This window comes from Rhizobium sp. AN73, from assembly GCF_030757975.1.
GTDB lineage: Bacteria > Pseudomonadota > Alphaproteobacteria > Rhizobiales > Rhizobiaceae > Agrobacterium > Agrobacterium arsenijevicii.
This window is the reverse complement of record NZ_JARWME010000002.1, coordinates 1,370,818-1,387,859: the sequence shown is the minus strand read 5'-3', so window position 1 is coordinate 1,387,859 and position 17,042 is coordinate 1,370,818. Positions and strand designations below refer to the sequence as shown.

General features: G+C 59.1%; 17 protein-coding genes, 1 tRNA gene and 1 pseudogene. 3 read left to right on the top strand and 16 right to left on the bottom strand.

Going from position 1 to position 17,042, the window contains the following annotated elements; translation table 11 throughout:
- Positions 1-37 precede the first annotated feature (37 nt).
- The 3 genes from RBH10_RS16785 to RBH10_RS16775 all read right to left on the bottom strand — a co-directional run bounded on the left by RBH10_RS16785 (position 38) and on the right by RBH10_RS16775 (position 888).
- Positions 38-241, bottom strand: coding sequence for a hypothetical protein (locus tag RBH10_RS16785; protein ID WP_045015925.1), 204 nt, complete (start codon positions 239-241; stop codon positions 38-40).
- 172 nt (positions 242-413) lie between these two features.
- Entirely contained in the window at positions 414-674 is a 261-nt protein-coding gene (locus RBH10_RS16780) for a hypothetical protein (RefSeq protein ID WP_045015926.1), read from the bottom strand.
- A gap of 137 nt (positions 675-811) precedes the next feature.
- A tRNA-Pro gene (locus RBH10_RS16775) sits at positions 812-888 on the bottom strand.
- 233 nt (positions 889-1,121) lie between these two features.
- Between RBH10_RS16775 and RBH10_RS16770 the strand changes: the two genes are divergently transcribed.
- Positions 1,122-1,658 (top strand): DUF1269 domain-containing protein, encoded by a 537-nt coding sequence (locus tag RBH10_RS16770; RefSeq protein WP_045015927.1) that lies wholly within the window; start codon positions 1,122-1,124, stop codon positions 1,656-1,658.
- A 146-nt stretch (positions 1,659-1,804) separates the two neighbouring features.
- Here the strand turns inward: RBH10_RS16770 and RBH10_RS16765 are convergent, their stop codons facing one another.
- The 6 genes from RBH10_RS16765 to uppC form a co-directional block, all read right to left on the bottom strand.
- Positions 1,805-2,485, bottom strand: a complete 681-nt coding sequence (locus tag RBH10_RS16765; protein WP_281036445.1) for a hypothetical protein — start codon at positions 2,483-2,485, stop codon at positions 1,805-1,807.
- A 239-nt stretch (positions 2,486-2,724) separates the two neighbouring features.
- A complete protein-coding gene (locus tag RBH10_RS16760; protein WP_281036446.1) occupies positions 2,725-2,874 on the bottom strand; it encodes a hypothetical protein in 150 nt (49 codons plus the stop codon).
- Between the two features lie 78 nt (positions 2,875-2,952).
- Entirely contained in the window at positions 2,953-4,194 is a 1,242-nt protein-coding gene (uppF, locus tag RBH10_RS16755; RefSeq protein ID WP_281036447.1) for a polysaccharide biosynthesis O-antigen ligase family protein UppF, read from the bottom strand.
- The gene (gene uppE, locus RBH10_RS16750) at positions 4,191-5,744 is read right to left on the bottom strand and encodes a polysaccharide biosynthesis glycosyltransferase UppE (RefSeq protein ID WP_281036448.1); all 1,554 of its coding nucleotides are present in this window, start codon (positions 5,742-5,744) and stop codon (positions 4,191-4,193) included. The genes uppF and uppE overlap by 4 nt, the downstream gene beginning before the upstream one ends.
- 220 nt (positions 5,745-5,964) lie before the next feature.
- Complete coding sequence (gene uppD / locus RBH10_RS16745; RefSeq protein ID WP_281036449.1) at positions 5,965-7,107, bottom strand: polysaccharide biosynthesis type 4 glycosyltransferase UppD; 1,143 nt, start codon at positions 7,105-7,107, stop codon at positions 5,965-5,967.
- Positions 7,108-7,123: 16 nt separating this feature from the next.
- On the bottom strand, positions 7,124-7,696 hold the full coding sequence (gene uppC, locus RBH10_RS16740) for a polysaccharide export protein UppC (RefSeq protein ID WP_045015932.1): 573 nt from the start codon (positions 7,694-7,696) through the stop codon (positions 7,124-7,126).
- 210 nt (positions 7,697-7,906) lie between these two features.
- Between uppC and uppB the strand changes: the two genes are divergently transcribed.
- The gene (gene uppB / locus RBH10_RS16735) at positions 7,907-10,183 is read left to right on the top strand and encodes a polysaccharide biosynthesis protein UppB (protein ID WP_281036450.1); all 2,277 of its coding nucleotides are present in this window, start codon (positions 7,907-7,909) and stop codon (positions 10,181-10,183) included.
- Between the two features lie 22 nt (positions 10,184-10,205).
- Here the strand turns inward: uppB and uppA are convergent.
- Both uppA and RBH10_RS16725 read right to left on the bottom strand, forming a co-directional pair.
- Positions 10,206-11,427: pseudogene (uppA, locus tag RBH10_RS16730) on the bottom strand (polysaccharide biosynthesis GNAT family N-acetyltransferase UppA).
- Between the two features lie 98 nt (positions 11,428-11,525).
- The gene (locus tag RBH10_RS16725) at positions 11,526-11,738 is read right to left on the bottom strand and encodes a DUF2842 domain-containing protein (protein ID WP_045015935.1); all 213 of its coding nucleotides are present in this window, start codon (positions 11,736-11,738) and stop codon (positions 11,526-11,528) included.
- A gap of 242 nt (positions 11,739-11,980) precedes the next feature.
- On the opposite strand from RBH10_RS16725, the gene RBH10_RS16720 reads away from it, so the two are divergent.
- Positions 11,981-13,090: a COX15/CtaA family protein gene (locus RBH10_RS16720; protein WP_281037361.1), complete on the top strand. Its 1,110-nt coding sequence runs from the start codon at positions 11,981-11,983 to the stop codon at positions 13,088-13,090.
- Positions 13,091-13,096: 6 nt separating this feature from the next.
- Here the strand turns inward: RBH10_RS16720 and RBH10_RS16715 are convergent, their stop codons facing one another.
- The 5 genes from RBH10_RS16715 to rplM form a co-directional block, all read right to left on the bottom strand.
- On the bottom strand, positions 13,097-13,942 hold the full coding sequence (locus tag RBH10_RS16715) for an aminoglycoside phosphotransferase family protein (protein WP_281036452.1): 846 nt from the start codon (positions 13,940-13,942) through the stop codon (positions 13,097-13,099).
- The gene (argC, locus tag RBH10_RS16710) at positions 13,939-14,871 is read right to left on the bottom strand and encodes an N-acetyl-gamma-glutamyl-phosphate reductase (RefSeq protein ID WP_281036453.1); all 933 of its coding nucleotides are present in this window, start codon (positions 14,869-14,871) and stop codon (positions 13,939-13,941) included. Before argC ends, RBH10_RS16715 begins: the two co-directional genes overlap by 4 nt.
- A gap of 71 nt (positions 14,872-14,942) precedes the next feature.
- Entirely contained in the window at positions 14,943-15,896 is a 954-nt protein-coding gene (speB, locus tag RBH10_RS16705) for an agmatinase (RefSeq protein WP_045015938.1), read from the bottom strand.
- 127 nt (positions 15,897-16,023) lie between these two features.
- Positions 16,024-16,491: a 30S ribosomal protein S9 gene (gene rpsI, locus RBH10_RS16700; RefSeq protein WP_003512631.1), complete on the bottom strand. Its 468-nt coding sequence runs from the start codon at positions 16,489-16,491 to the stop codon at positions 16,024-16,026.
- 2 nt (positions 16,492-16,493) lie between these two features.
- Positions 16,494-16,958 carry a 50S ribosomal protein L13 gene (gene rplM, locus RBH10_RS16695; RefSeq protein ID WP_038490710.1) on the bottom strand — a complete coding sequence of 155 codons (465 nt, stop codon included), beginning with the start codon at positions 16,956-16,958 and terminating at the stop codon, positions 16,494-16,496.
- Positions 16,959-17,042: the final 84 nt, after the last annotated feature.

Genomic DNA, 17,042 nt, shown 5'->3' with positions numbered 1-17,042 from the left:
GTTCTGCCTTGCCCCGAAAGCAACGGCGGCGGCCGGTTCAGTCGTTTCCGGCATCCGGCGTCCACCCGCGTGTATATCCTTTTCCCATGATGGCAACAGCGAGGGAAAGCTGTTCCTGCAAATGCTCGATTTCGCCCAGCAGTGTTTCGACCGCCGCCTTGGCATCGCCGTCATGACACTGGATGACGTATCCGGCTATGTCGTCAGGCCGTATAGGGGTGATTTTTTCCGCATCGGACATATCGGTTGACCTCTCGTTTGTTCACTAAATGTTCTAATTTTAGCGGAGAGTCAACAAGGCAATATGCATCGTCCAGAGACGGTCACAAGCTTTTTAATGAGATTGTATTTTCAGGAATTTGACCGATGAGTGCTCTCGCGAACCCAACGGTCTCGCGCCACACAATCAGGCGTCAATGAACCGACGGATCTTCGCCGTCCAGGAAGCTGCGAATCCCATCTTTCTCACAGGTGGCCAGGAATTCCTCCCAGGCGTCCTTGTCGGTCGTGAAAGGTTCTTCCCAAGTGGTGACATCGTCGTGCTCGCTGATAACCTCGAGCGTCCAGTCTTGCTGGGTGCCGGCGGGTCGGTAGATATCAACGAGGACCGTGATGCCGTCGTCCTCAAACTCGCCCGAGAATTCTGAGTGTTCAATTTTTGTTTTTTTGGTCATCTCAGCACACCTCGTTCTCAGGCTTGGATAAACGCACACCCGCACCGGGTCTTGTCAATTCGCGCATAGCGCTGGCTACAATGTGGCCAAAAAAATATAGCCAGCTCTGGGGGAACTGGCTATCTATCTGTTTTTAATGGTCGGAGCGGCGGGATTCGAACCCACGACCCCTTGACCCCCAGTCAAGTGCGCTACCGGGCTGCGCTACGCTCCGGACCTGAAAGCCGTTTATATATAAGCCTGTTAGGGCGCAAGCGGAAAATAGCCTTTTCTCAAAAAAAGGAAAAAAGGGTGTGGACCGCGGGGAAGGGGGCAAAAAATAGGGCGAGTTCCCTCCCAAAGACGCGGCCCGTCAAACGCGTGACACATGATCTTTCCATCATTGCGGGAACTTGCCGTGGTCTTCGGCGTTCAATCGCAGCGAACTGAAACTCAGGGAGATGAAACATGTCCGAACTCGTCGTTGTCGGTTTTGACGGAACGGAAGAGGCCGACCGGGTCCTTCTGAAGCTTGCAGGCATGAAAAAGGAATATCTGGTCGATCTGGAAGACGCAGTTGTCGTCGTTCGCGATGAGAACGGCAAGGTGCATCTGAAGCAGAGCGTCAATCTGACGGCGATCGGCGCAAGCTCCGGTTTCCTGTCTGGCGGCCTCTGGGGTGGCCTCGTCGGCCTGCTGTTCCTCAACCCCCTGGCGGGATTTGCGATCGGCGGCGCGATCGGTGCGGGTACGGGCGCGCTTGCGGGTTCGTTGACGGATTACGGCATCGATGACGGTTTCATCAAATCGCTCGGTGAAACCATTCCCAATGGCTCTTCGGCGCTGTTCGTGCTGATCCGCAAGGTACAACCGGAGAAGGTAATGGCGGAACTGGAAGGCCTGCGCGGGCGAGTCATCAAAACCTCGCTGTCGCCGGAGCAGGAAGCGCAACTGCAAAAGGCGCTTTCCGGCGGAACCGAACAGGCTGCCGCACCCGCCGCCTGAGCGGACGGGGAAAGGAACGCTGCGGCATGATCCATGTCGCAGCGGGTTGTTCTATCAATAGCGAGCAGGCGGTAAAGCTGTGGCGGAAGGCTGCGGGCCTTTCCGTCCTCGTTTCCACACATATGTCTCCAGCCGGAGACAATGGCTTAAACGGTCAGCGTGCCGGCTTTCGCCTGTGGCCAGGTGAGATAATAATAGCGGCTGCCGACATTGCCGAAAAACGCGTTGTCGCCGGAAATGCTGTCGACATAAGCGCCACCGGCAGACTTGGCATAAGCTGAACCGTCGCGCTTTAGGTGGTCCTTCAGAAAGTCGCTCCAACCGGTCGTGGTGATCTGCGTTGCGGGTTTCGAGGTGGTATTCTTGTCTGCCTCCACGTCCCAGGCCTTGATCTTTGTACCTTCGGTCGGATCGGAGACGGTCAGCGTGCCGGCGGCCAGCGCTTCCAGCATTGCTTTCGCCTGCGCAGCCTTGCTCGGGTCCTTGGACAGTTCGTCCAGCGTCCCCTTCAGGTTCTTCATGAAGCTGGCCTGCGTAATGTCGCCGGAGGGCGCCTGCGTGCCGGTATCGTCGGTCTCCGTGTCGGTGCTGGAGGACTGCGCATATTGCGCCAGAAGCTGTGTCAGCCGCGTATTGGTGGAAGAGGGGGAGGTATCGACCCCGTAGGAGCCGAGGATCGCCGCCCGTGGCGAGGAGCTGGCAGCGGAATTGTCCTCCTGCTCCTTGATGGCCTTGAGGGCGAGTTTGGTGGCGGCGATGCGTGTGGACAGGTCGACGGAGGAGACCATTGCGCTAACTGTTTCCATGATCAGGCCAATACGCATCATGCATACCGAACCGGCTCGGCGCGGATCCTCGATCCCGCCTTTCGTCTCCTCTCATAAGGAGACCGGGTGCACCCCAGCCCTCTTAAGCTTGGGATGCACCCGGTTTAATAGCCGAACTTTGCGCGACGCTTGCGGACATATGGCGTGTCCCTAATAAACGGAATCGTTGGTCGCGCTCAATTCTTTGGTTTCGGGTATTCTCCAGATGTAAAACTGCGCCACAGTTTTACTGGAAATGCTTAGTTCTCCTGAACTGAAACGCCGTTCGGGCCGATATTCATCTCGATCCCCTTCGGTTTGCTTTCCTCGTGCCAGACATAGGCTCCAAGGCTGACAAGGACCACCAGCAATGCGCCGATGATGAAATAGAGATTGTTGGTCTGCGTCATAGGATGTCTCCCCGTTCGACAATCAGGATCGGGGGCTAAACGCATGAAATAACGCAAGGTTCCGTAAGGGGAAGTATTTTAGATGGCCGTTCGGCGGCGGCGCAGGCTTTCGCGTTTTTCCAACGCCATGCATCCCCACAATATGCCGAGCAGCAGGAAGAAATGCCGCCAGTGGTCGGTGTCGATGACGTTGCCGATCATCACATGCCCGACGAAGGTCACCCAGGAAATGATGAGGAATGGCTGCCAGGGCCGCTGGCGCAGCAGCAGTTTGAAACCGGCGGCAATGGTCCAGCAGATCAGCGTGAGATAGATGACGAAGCCGAACCAGCCATGCGTGGTGAGGCTCTTCAGCCAGATATTATGTTCGGCGGCGGGAAAGATATCGTCGAACACCATGGGGCCGATGCCGAGCGGATGCTCCATCGCCAACAGGAAACCGAGATAGTGGCGGGCAAAACGCCCAAGATGGCCGCCATCATAGGATTGCACCGCCGAGGCGCGGCTGGAGAACAAGTCTGCGACCTGCTTGAATTGCAGGGCGACAATGACTGCCGCGACCATCAGCGCCGCGGCAACGAGAAACAGCACGAGGATTTTCAGGCGGAATGCCGCCGTCCGCTCCTTCAGCAGCATGACGAAAACCAGAAGGATGGTGGCGAACAGAAACAGGCCCCATGCCGCGCGTGAAAACGACAGGAAGATGCCGAGAGACAGAATCAGCAGGCCGACGATCCGCCACGGCGCATGCATCGCCTTGCCGGAAAGCAGGCCGTAGATCAGGTAAAGCGACGGCGTCACGAGGAAGGGGCCGAAGACGTTCGGATCCTGAAACGCGCCCTTGGCGCGATCGTAAAGGGTAAAGACCTCGAAACCGGGAATGGCGTGAAAATATCCGATGATGCCGAGCAGGGAGGTTATCAGCGCGGCGGCGAGCCAGGCCCGGAAAATCAGCAATAACCGCTGGTGCTTGTCCTCGATGATCGCCGCATAAAAAACCGAGGTCAGCGCCAGAAAGGTCGATACGGCGAGATAGAGCGGTCCCTCATCCAGATTGGCCATGGTGGTGAGCGAAAGATAACCGCCGACATTGAAGGCGAGCAGCAGGCACAAAAGCAGGACGACGGTGCGCGAAAGGCGCAAGCCCAGCAGGAACCAGATGGCCACTTGCCCCACCATCATCAGCTCGTAGGGCGCCGGTTCGGAAATCACGAAGCCGGAAAGAAAAACGCCAAAAGCGATGAAGAACGCGCCGACCAGCCGCATGGCGGCAAGCGGCGCGTCAAAATCCGGTGCGTGCTGGTAACCGGTGTGGGTCAATAGGCGTTTTCCGATTTGAGCAGCCGGATCGGCGTCAGGAACAGGATCTTGAGATCGAGAAACAGCGACCAGTTCTCGATATAATAGAGATCGTATTCGGTACGGAACTTGATCTTGTCGCCGTGGTCGATCTCACCGCGCCAGCCATTGATCTGCGCCCAGCCGGTAACGCCGGGCTTGACCTTGTGCCGCGCAAAATAATGCTCCACCACCTCGGTGTATTTCAGGTCTCCTGTCTGGGCATGCACGGCGTGTGGGCGTGGCCCGACCAAAGAAAGATCGCCGTGCAGAACGTTGAAAAGCTGCGGCAGCTCATCCATCGAGGATTTCCGCAGGAACCGGCCAACCGGCGTGACGCGCGGATCGTTCTTCGTGACGGCCTTTTTCGCCGTGGGATCGCTGAGTTCCGTATACATGGAACGGAACTTCCAGACATTGATCGTTTCGTTGTTGAAGCCGTGGCGCTTCTGCTTGAAGAAAATGGGGCCTTTGGAGGTTGTCTTGACGGCGATCGCGGCACCCAGCATCACCGGCCACAGAAGGACGATGCCGATGAGGCTGAAAGTGATGTCGAATATTCGCTTTGCCACCGAATCCCAGTCGCGGATCGGCTTGTCGAACACATCAAGCATCGGCACCGTGCCGACATGGGAATAGGCGCGGGGGCGGAAACGCAATTTGTTGGCATGCGCCGCGATGCGGATATCGACGGGCAGCACCCAGAGCTTGCGCAGGAGCTGGAGGATACGCGCCTCGGCGCTGAGCGGCAGGGCGATGATCAGCATGTCGAGCTTGGTCAGTCGCGCAAATTCCACCAGCTCCGCAAAGGTGCCGAGCTTGGGGTAACCGGCGACGACATCGGGCGAACGCTCGCTTTTGCGGTCGTCGAAAATGCCGCAGATGCGGATATCGTTGTCCGATTGCTGTTCGAGTGAGCGGATGAGGTCCTTGGCGGCATCGCCGCCGCCGACGATGACGGCGCGGCGTTCCATCACGCCGTTGCGGCCCCAGTGGCGAATGGCAAAGCCGAGGATCAGCCGTCCGGTGAAAACGGCAATTCCACCCGTTGCGTACCAGATGCCGAAGGCCTGCCACGAATGCAGCACCTCGGGGGAAAACAGGAGAAGGAAACAGGCGATCCCGACGAAGGACAGGCAGACGGCGCCTTGAATGCGGGCGAACATCTTCAACGGCGCGCGCAGCGTCGGAAGCTGATAACAATCGCCCGCCTGCAGAAGCAGCACGCAGAGTGCTGCACCCAGCACGCCGCTGCCAAAAAGCACGAGAAACGTTTCAAGACCACGATCGGCGCCAATGCCGTTGACGATGGCCGCGATGACCACAAGCATCGCAAATTCCAGAAGCCGCAACTGGCCAATCACCATGTTTGGCGAATGGTTGCCGGCGCGCAGCTGGTTGGCGATCTGCCGTGCAAGCGGATTGAGAACGACGGTTTCGGATGCGGGTGGCTCCCCGGCTTCGCGCTCGGAGATTTTCTTGCGCAACGACGCCAGATCGAATTGCAGTCTTTCCTTGTCAGCCTTGGTCATCGTTTTGGTCCGCACCCTCTAGTGTATCGGTCCGAAAATCGGAATCGATTTTCGACAGGAACGATGCACAACTTCAAAGTGGTAGAGCGTACTTGTCCGTCCGAATGGACGCACGTGCTCTACGAGCAGGAAACTAGCCGAAACATGCTAAGAAACGTTTATGATGAGTTTCTACAGGACGGCGAAATATACAATTAAAAATCGTGTTTTTAAAATGTTTCTAGAGCGAAAGCAGGCCGCGATAGAGCTTCATCATGTCACTGGCCATGACCGGTGTTGAAAATTTCGCCTTGAAGCTGTCGGGGCGGGGCATTACCCGTTTTGCCCAGTCGTCGTCTTCGGCGTCCTTGACCATGATCTTTGCCAGCGCATCGGCATTTCCGGCCGGAACGAGCGCCTCGCTATCCTCCCCCAGCACCTCGGGAATGCCGCCTACATGCGAAGCGATGACGGTTTTCCCCGCTGCGAGCGCTTCCAGCACGATATAGGGCATCGCCTCGGCGCGCGAAGGAACCACCACCGTCGGCGCCAGTTCGAATGCCTGTCTGGCGGGCATGGCGGCATGCATGGAAATCCGTTGAGAAAGCCCCGCCTTGTCGATCATCGAGGCATATTTGTCCCTGTCCGGCCCGTCGCCGACGATCACACCGGACATGGGCTGGCCGATGCTGCGTTCCATTCTGGCGAAGGCCTGAATGAAGACGTCCGGCCCCTTCAGGTCGCGCAGCATGCCGATATAGAGGAAACGCGCGGCACCCTCGCGGGCGGGCACGGTTTCAAACTCGTTTTCCTGCACGCCGTTATAGATCATCGCGGTGCGGGTGCGCGGTTTACCGACCTTGGTTTCGTAGGTTTCCTGTTCGAAATTGCACACGAAACACAGGGCGTCGGTGAAATGTTCCTGAAACCGCTCGATCCGCAGGAACAGCTGTCCCTTCAGGCTCTTGCGGTCGTAATGCAGGCTGCCGCCATGCGGCGAATAGAGGCGGGCTACGCGATACCTGTTTACCCGCAACAATGAGCCGATCAGCCGGGCCAGAGCGCCACCCTTGGCGCTGTGCCCGTGCAAAATGTCCGGCCGCAAACTTTTGATATGGTTGTAGGACTTAAAGAGTGCCCACAGGTCACCGGGGCTGATCGAGCGCTTGATGGGCAGACGGGTCAGCCCCAGCTCCAGCATCGGGGCGATCTGTGCGAAAAGCCGTTCCTCATGCGCGCCGCCGGTGGAGCTGTCACAGAGGATACCGACCTTGTGGCCCTGTTTGACATGTTCTTCGATCAGGTCGCGCACATGGCGGAAGACACCGCCGACGGGGGAGCGGAAACAGTGAATGATGCGCAGGGGAGGGCCGTCATCCGCCATATCAGCCACTCCGTTTTCAGAAGAAGCGTTCGCGTACATAAACCGTATCGCCCGCAAGAATTGGTGCGGTGATCCCGATCCGGCCGGTCATCACCTCGGTATTGATTTTGCGGGTTATGTCGACATCGGCCTGGTTGGCGCGCGGGGTGAAGCCGCCGGCAATGGCGATGGCATTTTGCGCGGTCATGCCGGGCACATAGGAATATTGGCCGGGACGGCCGACTTCGCCCATGATGAAAACGGGGCGATAACGGTCGATCTCGATCGTCACATCAGGATCACGCAGATAGCCCTGACGCAACTTGGCGGCAATGGCGGCTTCGAGCTGCGGGAGGGTCTTGCCTCTCGCGGGAACCTGACCGACCAGCGGGAAGGCGACGTAACCGGCCTGATCGACCGTATAGGTATTCGTCAACCCGGTCTGCTCGAACACGTTGATGCGCAACCTGTCGCCGCTATCGATGTGATAGGGCTGCAAGGCGACCTCGTGAAAAGCCTTGGGCGCGGGTTGATATGCCGCGCAACCGGAAAGGGCCGTCAGCACGGCAAGCGTCAGTGCGGTGGCATGTCGTGATCCGGCGAGCGGCATCTCATCTGGCTCCGAGTCGAACTATGAGCATTCTTATCGTTCTGTTAGGGTTAATGCGCGGTAAACGGTTGGTCCGAAGGATGGTAATATCGGCTTTATTTCGTCGGCTTCGTCGCAATTAACTGTTGTGTTACCGGAAAGACTTAAACTTCGCGAGAATTGGCCCTCTATATTTGAGCGCCCGAGGTTTATCTCGGTTACGGAGCCCGCATGAACGGCGATCGCATTGATGACAGGGATGTGGATATCGATCTCGCGCGGCTTGTCGCTGCCATATGGCAACGCAAGGGCCGGATAGCGGCCATCACGCTGCTGGCCGGGGGCGCAGCCTTCGTTGTCGCAAGCATGATGTCGCCCGCTTACAAGGGAGAGGCGCGCGTCCTTATCGAATCGCGCGCGGCCTCCTTCGGCGCGTCGCAGCAGTCGAACGCACCCGCCGAACCCGTGCTCGATGAATTGACCATCTCCAGCCAGGTGCAGATCCTGCAATCCGTCGACCTTATCAAGCAGGTCGCGAAAGACATGAAGCTTTATGAGCAGCAAGAGCTTGACCCGGCGGCGCGTCCTTCCCTTGTCTCGAAGCTGCTGGTAGCGGTCGGCCTCAAGAAGGATCCGCTGCAGGTGCCGCCCGAAGAACGGATTCTGAAGGCGTTCCGGGAGAAATTGCAAGTCTATCAGGTCGAAAGCTCGCGCGTCATCACGGTCGAGTTCTCTTCCGAGGACCCGATGCTTGCGGCTGCCATCCCCAACGCGATGATGAAAGCCTATATCGCGCTGCAAAGTGGCGCGAAACTGGACACCAGCACGGAGGCGGCGCGCTGGCTGGAGCCGGAGATCGCCAATCTGCGCGAAAAGGTACGGGATGCGGACAGGAAGGTCGCGGATTACCGCGCTTCGTCCGATATTCTGTCGGCGGGGCAGGGTGAAACGCTTGCCACCCGCCAGCTCAGTGATATTTCGACCGAACTCGGCCGTATCCGCGGGGAGAGGGCCAATGCAGAGGCACGGGCGGAAGGCGTGCGCAACGCACTTTCGAGTGGACGTCCGCTTGATACCTTCCCGGATGTCGTCGCTTCGCCGATGATCCAGAGATTGAAGGAGAGCGAAGCTGCCATGCGCAGCCAGATTTCCGACCTGTCATCCTCGCTGCTGGAAGGCCATCCGCGCATCAAGGCGCTGCGCAACCAGCTTGACGGCATACAGCGGCAAATCCAGGAAGAGACCCGCAAGGTACTCGCAAGCCTCGAAAACGAGGCCAATGTCTCTCGTCTGCGGGAACGGCAGCTTGTCCAGCAATTGAACGTGCTGAAAACGGAAAGCGTGCGTGCCGGCGAACAGCAGGTCGGCCTGAACGACCTGGAGCGTGAGGCCTCGGCCCAGCGGCAGCTTCTGGAAACCTATCTCGCCCGGTATCGCGAAGCGACGTCGCGCGCCGGTTCCGTGGATTCCACGCCCGCCGATGCGCGTGTGATCTCGACGGCAGTGGAGCCGCGCGAACCCTATTTCCCGAAGACGGGCGCCATCACCATCGTCGTCACGCTGGCGGCCTTTCTTCTCTCCTGCATCGTCGTCATGCTGGTGGAACTGTTCACCGGGCGGGCGTTGAAGCCGGTCGGCAAAAACCATGTTCCGCCGCTGTCCGATCCGCCACCGCCCGCAAGAGCGCCTGCCGAAACGGATGAGACTACGGACGAGACCACGGATATGCCGGAACAGCCTCTTCCCGCCCGTCACGAGGACGCGCCGCCCGCGGTTCGGGCCATGCCTGCCGCTGCGCGCCAGTCCGTCGTCCAAGAGGAAGAGCAAATACCGGTCGCTGCCGTTGCTGCGACACCGGCTTTGCCGGTGGAAGACGTAGCGGCTGCGAAAGCGGAAGCTGCGGAAGAAGAGATCGACACCGACGACAATTTCTCGATCGACGCCGTCGCATCTTTCCTCGCCACCCGTCTTGCCAAATCCGTCGCCGCCGTCGTGTCTCCGGCTGGTGATAGTGGCTCGACCACGACCGTCATGCTTGCACGCGCTTTGTCAGAAATGGGACGGTCCGTCGTTCTCGTCGATATGACGGCGTCGGCCTGTCCGACGCGTCTGATGGCGCCTGAGGCCGGGTTGCCGGGTGTCATGGATCTTCTGGCGGGTGCTGCTGCCTTTGGCGAAACCATTCACGGCGACCGGCTTTCCGACGCCCATATCGTTCCTCGCGGCAATGCGCAGCCGCGTGAGGCCATGCGCGCCATCGACCGCCTGACGATGATCCTCAGCGCGCTTTCCGATGCCTATGATACGGTTCTCGTGGAATGCGGTGCGGTGCAGATATCGAGCCTTGAGAAAATGTTGCGCAATCTGCCGGCGGAAATCATCGTTTCCGTTCCCGGCAATGATGGCGCGATGCTGGAAAAGACCCTGGGCGAACTGGTTTCTCACGGCTACGGGCAGGCATTGCCGATGACCGGCATGCGCAAACCGGACCGCCTGAGCGCTGCCTGACAGACCACAGGCGGTAATCCGTTCAGCCGGCGACGTCTGTGCGGGGCCTGCCGGCGCGGAAACGCTGAATGAAGGCATAGAGCGCCGGATTGGATTTGATCACGCTCTTCGTGCGGGCAATGGCGATATAGGCCGCCGCCGCCGCGGCCCTTCAATGTCACCGGCAGGAAAATATCGTGTTGCACGGTGGAAAGCGGACACCAGCTGCGCTTGTAAAGCTGATCGCCGACGCCGAAATCGAAGATCGCGGCTTTTTCGTTGCAAGCCCGTTCGATCATCAGCCAGAACAGCAGCTCGCCGGGGCTGATGTCCTCAACCGCCTCATCGATTGAACCGAACTGGCAGATGACATGGTCCTGCTTGCGCGAAAGACCCGATATGGCAGCGATGACACCTTCGTTTTCGCCATGCAGACGAATGGCGTGCAACTCCAGAAGACTGTCCGTGCCCGTCTCCGGAAACGTCGCTAGATCGTGGAAAAACTCCTGCACCGATTGATCGCGAAACACATCCGGAATGCCCTGCGAGGCGAAACGGACGGCCTTCTGCCGGAAGAACACCCGCAACAATTCGCATTTTTCCTGGGGTGATCGCGCGATCACATGGCTATAGCCACCTATTTCCCCGACCCTTCGGCTCTGGATGCGGAATTTCTTTCGCCGCCTTTTGGCGTTGATTTGCCGAAGCGTGCTCTCGAAACTCTCCATCAGGGGAAGCTGGAAGGCCGGGTTCGGGTTTTCAACGGATGCCAGATGCGCGAGCGGGTTGGTCCTGCCACGCCAGATCAGCGGTATGTTCTGCAAGGCCAGAATATCTGCCCGACCATGGAGCAGCTTTCGCGCCTCGCGAGCAATGGCCGCCGCCGTCTTATGCCCTGCCTCTTCGGCGAAGGACCGGTCGAAAAGTCCGGTATTGATATTGTTGAAACGGCCGCCGGGAAAACACGCCTTGCGGATGCCGCCTTCCTGAACGATTTCGAGCGGCAGCAGGAAGACCGTCCTGCCGCTCTGCCTGCCGCGAATGATGAGGAGGGGGCTGTCCTGTGTTTGCGCCCAGATGGAACACCAGCCGAACCCCTGATGCAGCGAATTGAGCGGGTCGCTCTCCAGCTGCTCCCAGTCAGAACGGATGGTCGAGGCATCGTCAACGAGATCGATAGCCAGACGATCGGTGCCCCGCCGCTCGATTTGCACGGCGGCTGGTCCCTTACCCTCGCTGACTGTGACCGGCCCCTCAGCCGCCATCCACTCTCTCCGGTTGTTTCGGTGAGACTATACCGTTGAGCGGCAAACAAGAGGTTTATAAAATTTCGACTTCTGGATGTCCCGTGGCAGGCAGGTGCCTATCCCTGCTTTTTGGATCCGGCCATCCATTTGATGACCAGCATGGCGGGCAGTATCCACAAAAGCCCGCTCAGCACGAAGTAGGCAAGATGCACCCACCATGGCGATTGCGCCAGCGTCGCCGACGCGATGGCCGTCGCTGCCACGGCGTAAACCACAACGAGGCAGATGATGACGATGGTGCCGATGAGCGATCTGAGGCGAGGGTGCATGAAATCTTCCGTAACCGAGCATGTCTCCCAAAACTGTCACCGGTTTTGGGAAAAAGGCATGTGTAAAACAAAAAATCTAGATCGTCTTGGTGATTCGAAGGAGAGACAGGACGATCTAATGTCTGGCGCGACTATACCGCCGCGACCGGATGCCGCAAACCCTGAGGCCTTGTTTTGTGGTGCCGGTTGGGGCTAATCAACATGACTATATGATGGAGACCTCAAAGATGCGTTCTAGCGGCATGACGATGGCAAATGGTTCTGCGGAAATGGTGGTGGAGGCTGCCCTGCAGAAACAGGAGAAGGACCGCCGCCTGCTGCGCATCTGGCTGCGCGTCGTTCTCTTCACGCTCTTCTGTCTCGTTCTTGTCGGCGGCGCGACGCGGCTTACCGAATCTGGCCTGTCGATTACCGAATGGAAACCGATTCATGGCGCCATCCCGCCGCTTTCCGTTGCCGAATGGGAAGAGGAATTCCAGCTCTACAAGCGTATTCCCCAATATCAGGAAATCAACCGGGGCATGTCGCTCGATGAGTTCAAGACGATCTTCTGGTGGGAATGGGCGCATCGTCTGCTTGCCCGCGCCATCGGCCTCATCTTCGCCCTGCCGCTCGCCTTCTTCTGGTTGACCGGCCGCATCGAAAAGCGCCTGCGTCTGCCGCTCATCGGCCTTCTTGGGCTTGGCGGCTTTCAGGGCTTCGTTGGCTGGTGGATGGTGTCATCAGGCCTCGTCAACCGCACGGATGTCTCGCAATATCGCCTTGCCACGCATCTGACGATCGCCTGCCTCATCTTTGCGGGTTGCATGTGGATATTGCGCGGCCTGTCGCACCATTCGCCCGATGCTGCCAATGAAACGACCGGCCGCCGTTTTGCCGCGCTGCTGACCTTCCTCTGTCTGTTCCAGATTTATCTCGGTGCGCTGGTGGCGGGGCTGAATGCCGGTCTCTCTTACAATACCTGGCCGCTGATGGACGGTTCTCTGGTGCCTGGCGATCTTTTCCTGCAACAGCCCTGGTGGATCAACCTGTTTGAAAACCCGAAGACGGTGCAGTTCGTCCATCGCCTGGGGGCCTACACCCTGTTTGCCGCCACGCTGTGGCACATGGTGTCCCTTGCCCTTGCCCGTGCCTTGCCCGGCACGCCGCATGCCCGCCGCGCCGTGCTGTTCTTCGTGCTGATCTCCATTCAGGCGGCACTCGGCATCACCACGCTTCTGATGCATGTCGATATTCATGTGGCGCTCGCCCATCAGGGCATGGCACTGATCGTGCTCGGTTTTTCGGTCGCCCACTGGCGCGGATTCATCGGCGAATATCCGGCCCCGGTCGCGGTTGAGGTCAGGGATTGAGAGCCGTTAAAACTGCTTCAGCACGGTGTTGATGGTCGCCGCAACGGCCAGTTCGTCGTCGCACTCCCTGGCATTGCCGTCTTCTTCATGCCACGCCGCCGAAAGGCAGCCATAAGCGAAGGCATATTGCAGAAGCACCTGTTCGTCGCGTTTGAGCGTCTTTGCGAAAATCGCCGCCATGGAGGCGATGCGCGCTTCACTGCGTGTCAGATCGAAGCGGTCTAGCGGGTTGGAGAACATGTTGGCGACATCAAGTGCCGCATCGCCGATCAGGCCAGCCGGGTCGATGACGATCCAGCCGCGCGCACTGCGCATGATGTTCTCATGGTGCAGATCGCCGTGCAGCGGCCTGATATCGCTTTGGCGGCCGATAAGCTCCTGCGCGAGCGTAGCGCCCTCGATATAGAGGCTGTCCGCACCGTCATCACGGTCCTGTTTGGCTTTACGGAACAGGCTTTGGAAATATCGCGGCAGTGTCAGCAGGCTTGTTGGCGGCGTCTGTATTGATGGCCGGTGATAGTGCAGGAGAACATCGGCGGCGATTGCGGTCGCGGCATCGTCATCACCATCCCGGAACAGCACGTCGCGTAAGGTTTCCGTGCCGGCATGTTCCATCAGGAGAATGTCGTCGGAGCGGTCGAGCAGCTTCACGCAGCCGATACCCGCTCGCCATTCAATGAAATCCGCGCCGCGCAGGCTGTCTTTCAGAACCTTGTGTTTCAGTGCCTTGGCGACGGCAAGGGAACCATCGCCAAGTCTGACTTCGTAAACCACCCCGGCCGGCGTATCGGCAATCTGTTTTGCGGCCTCGATATTCCACGAGGCCGGAAAAGCGGGGATGGCCAATCTCATGCAGACAGCATCAGTTCCATGTTCTGGACAGCTGCACCGGATGCGCCCTTGCCGAGATTGTCGAGCAACGCCACGAGATTGATGTGTTCGCCGCCCGGCGTGCCGAATACGAACAGCTTCATCGTGTCCTTGCCCGCCAGTTCCTCAGCATCGATGCGGGAAAGCCCCTTGCTCTCGGCAAGCGGAACCACGCTGACGATGTCCTGTCCGGCATAATGGGCGGCAAGCGCTGCATGCACGGTCTCGATGGTCGTGCCTTCCCTAAGGTCTGCGGCAAACAGCGGAACCTGCACGATCATGCCCTGCGGGAAACGTCCGACGGAGGGCGCAAACAGCGGCGCACGGTCGAGCTGGCCATGGATGGTCATCTCGGGAACATGCTTGTGCGCGAGCGTCAGGCCGTAGAGGAAGTTGTTGGCGCTGATCGCATCGTCCCGGCTCTGGTCTTCCATCTGCGCAATCATCTGCTTGCCGCCACCGGTATAACCGGAGACCGCATTGACGCTAACAGGATAACCGTCCGGCAGGATGCCGCTGGCGCGCAGCGGACGCAGCAGGCCGATCGCGCCTGTCGGGTAGCAGCCCGGATTGGCGACGAAGCGGGCGGAACGAACCTTTTCGCCCTGTTCCTTGTCCATTTCGGCAAAACCGTAAGCCCAGTCCTTGTGGACGCGATAGGCGGTCGAGGTGTCGATGATGCGGACATTGTTGTTGCTGGCCACCATCGAGACGGCTTCCCGGGAAGCATCGTCCGGCAGGCAGAGGATCGAAATGTCGGCGTTGTTGAGCATATCCTCGCGGATAGCAGCGTTGCGACGCTCGGCTTCGGGAATGGACAGCAATTCGATATCGCGGCGACCAGCAAGGCGCGTGCGGATCTGCAGACCCGTTGTGCCGTGTTCGCCATCGATGAATATCTTCGCTGTCATGTCCTTGTCCTGACTTTTCAAAGGGTTGTGGGGATAATCGGAATCAGTTTTTCAAGTGCCGTTTTTTACTGTCAGCCGGCCTTCGCCAGCCGTTCGGCACGCAGGCCAAGCATATACATTGCAACGGTGGCTCCGGCAATGGCGGTGATATCAGCGTGGTCGTAAGCGGGCGCAACTTCCACCACGTCGGAGCCGCGAATATCGAGCTGGCCGAGCCCGCGCAGGACGGACAGGATCTTGGCGCTGGTCGGCCCACCGGCGACAGGTGTGCCGGTTCCGGGCGCGAAGGCGGGATCGAGGCAATCGATATCGAAGGTGAGATAGACCGGTATGCCTGCCGTGTGCTTGACGATCAGCGAGGCTATGTCGCTTGCCCGCATCTCCTCCACCTCATAGCCGTGGAGAATGCGGATGCCGAAATCCTCCGGCGCATGGGTGCGGATGCCGATCTGGATCGAGCGGTCTGGATCGATCAGGCCGTCGCGCACGGCGCGCGCCACGAAGGAACCGTGGTCGATGCGTTTGCCGTCATCGAACCATGTGTCCTGATGCGCATCGAAATGCACCAGCGCCAGCGGGCCATGTTTGGCCACATGCGCCTTCAGAAGCGGCCAGGTGATGAAATGGTCGCCGCCGAGCGTCAGCAGATAATCGGTTTTGGAGATGATCTTGCGCGCTTCCTTTTCGATTGCCTCTGGCGTTTTCCAGTGATTGCCATAGTCGAGCAGACAGTCGCCATAATCGATCGTCGGCATATGGGCGAAGAGATCGCGGGCGAAGGGATATTGCGGGTCGTTATCGAAGATCGCGGAGGCGCGGCGGATCGCCTGCGGCCCGAAGCGTGCGCCCGGCCGGTTGGATGTTGCCGCATCGAAGGGGACGCCCCAGATGGCCGTCGATACGCCCTTGAGGTTCTTGGTATATTTGCGCCGCATGAAGGAGAGGACGCCCGCATGGGTGGGGTCGGTCGCAGCCGATGTGAGCGTTGCGGCGGTGAAGGCGTGGTCGATGGTTTTGGACGGCATTAATCACCTCGTTGCGGACTGTGAGGTGAGGGTGCTGTCTTCTCTTCAAAAAAACAAGGGAGCAAAACAACGAAAAAAGGCGGAGCCGAAGCCCCGCCTTTCGAAGGTATATTGCACCAGTAAGCGATTAACGCTTGGAGAACTGGAACGAACGGCGGGCCTTGGCCTTACCGTACTTCTTACGCTCGACAACGCGGCTGTCGCGGGTCAGGAAGCCACCCTTCTTCAGAACAGCGCGCAGGCCCGGTTCGAAGTAGGTGAGGGCCTTGGACAGACCGTGACGAACGGCACCGGCCTGACCGGACAGACCACCACCGGCAACGGTGGCGATGATGTCGAACTGACCCGTGCGTGCAACGGCAACGATCGGCTGCTGAAGGATCATCTGCAGAACCGGACGTGCGAAATACGTGGTGAAATCGCGGCCGTTGATGATGATCTTGCCAGAACCCGGCTTTACCCATACGCGGGCAACGGCGTTCTTGCGCTTGCCGGTCGCGTAGGAGCGGCCGAGAGTGTCAACCTTGCGGACGTGCACGGGAGCCGAAGCTTCCGATGCCGGGGCGAGGTCTTTCAGAGAGGAAAGATCGGCCATTATCAGGCGCTCCTTACGTTCTTCTTGTTGAGCACGGCTACGTCGAGAACGACCGGCTGCTGTGCTTCGTGCGGGTGGTTCGAGCCGGCGTAAACGCGCAGGTTCTTCATCTGGCGACGGCCGAGCGGGCCGCGCGGGATCATGCGCTCGACGGCCTTTTCAACGACGCGCTCCGGGAAGCGACCTTCGATGATCTGGCGAGCCGTACGCTCCTTGATGCCACCCGGGTGACCGGTGTGCCAGTAGTACTTCTTGTCGGAGTACTTGTTGCCGGTGAAGGCAATCTTTTCCGCGTTGATAACGATGACGTTGTCGCCATCATCAACGTGGGGGGTGTAGGTGGCCTTGTGCTTGCCGCGCAGGCGGGTAGCAATGATGGTGGCGAGGCGACCAACAACGAGGCCTTCGGCGTCGATGATGACCCACTTCTTCTCCACCTCAGCAGGCTTCTGAACGAAAGTAGACATAGGTTTCACTCTCTAACGTGGACCCGTCATCCTCTTTTTGAATAGAGCATACGGGCGTTTCTTGTTGCTTGGTTTGGTCGCATG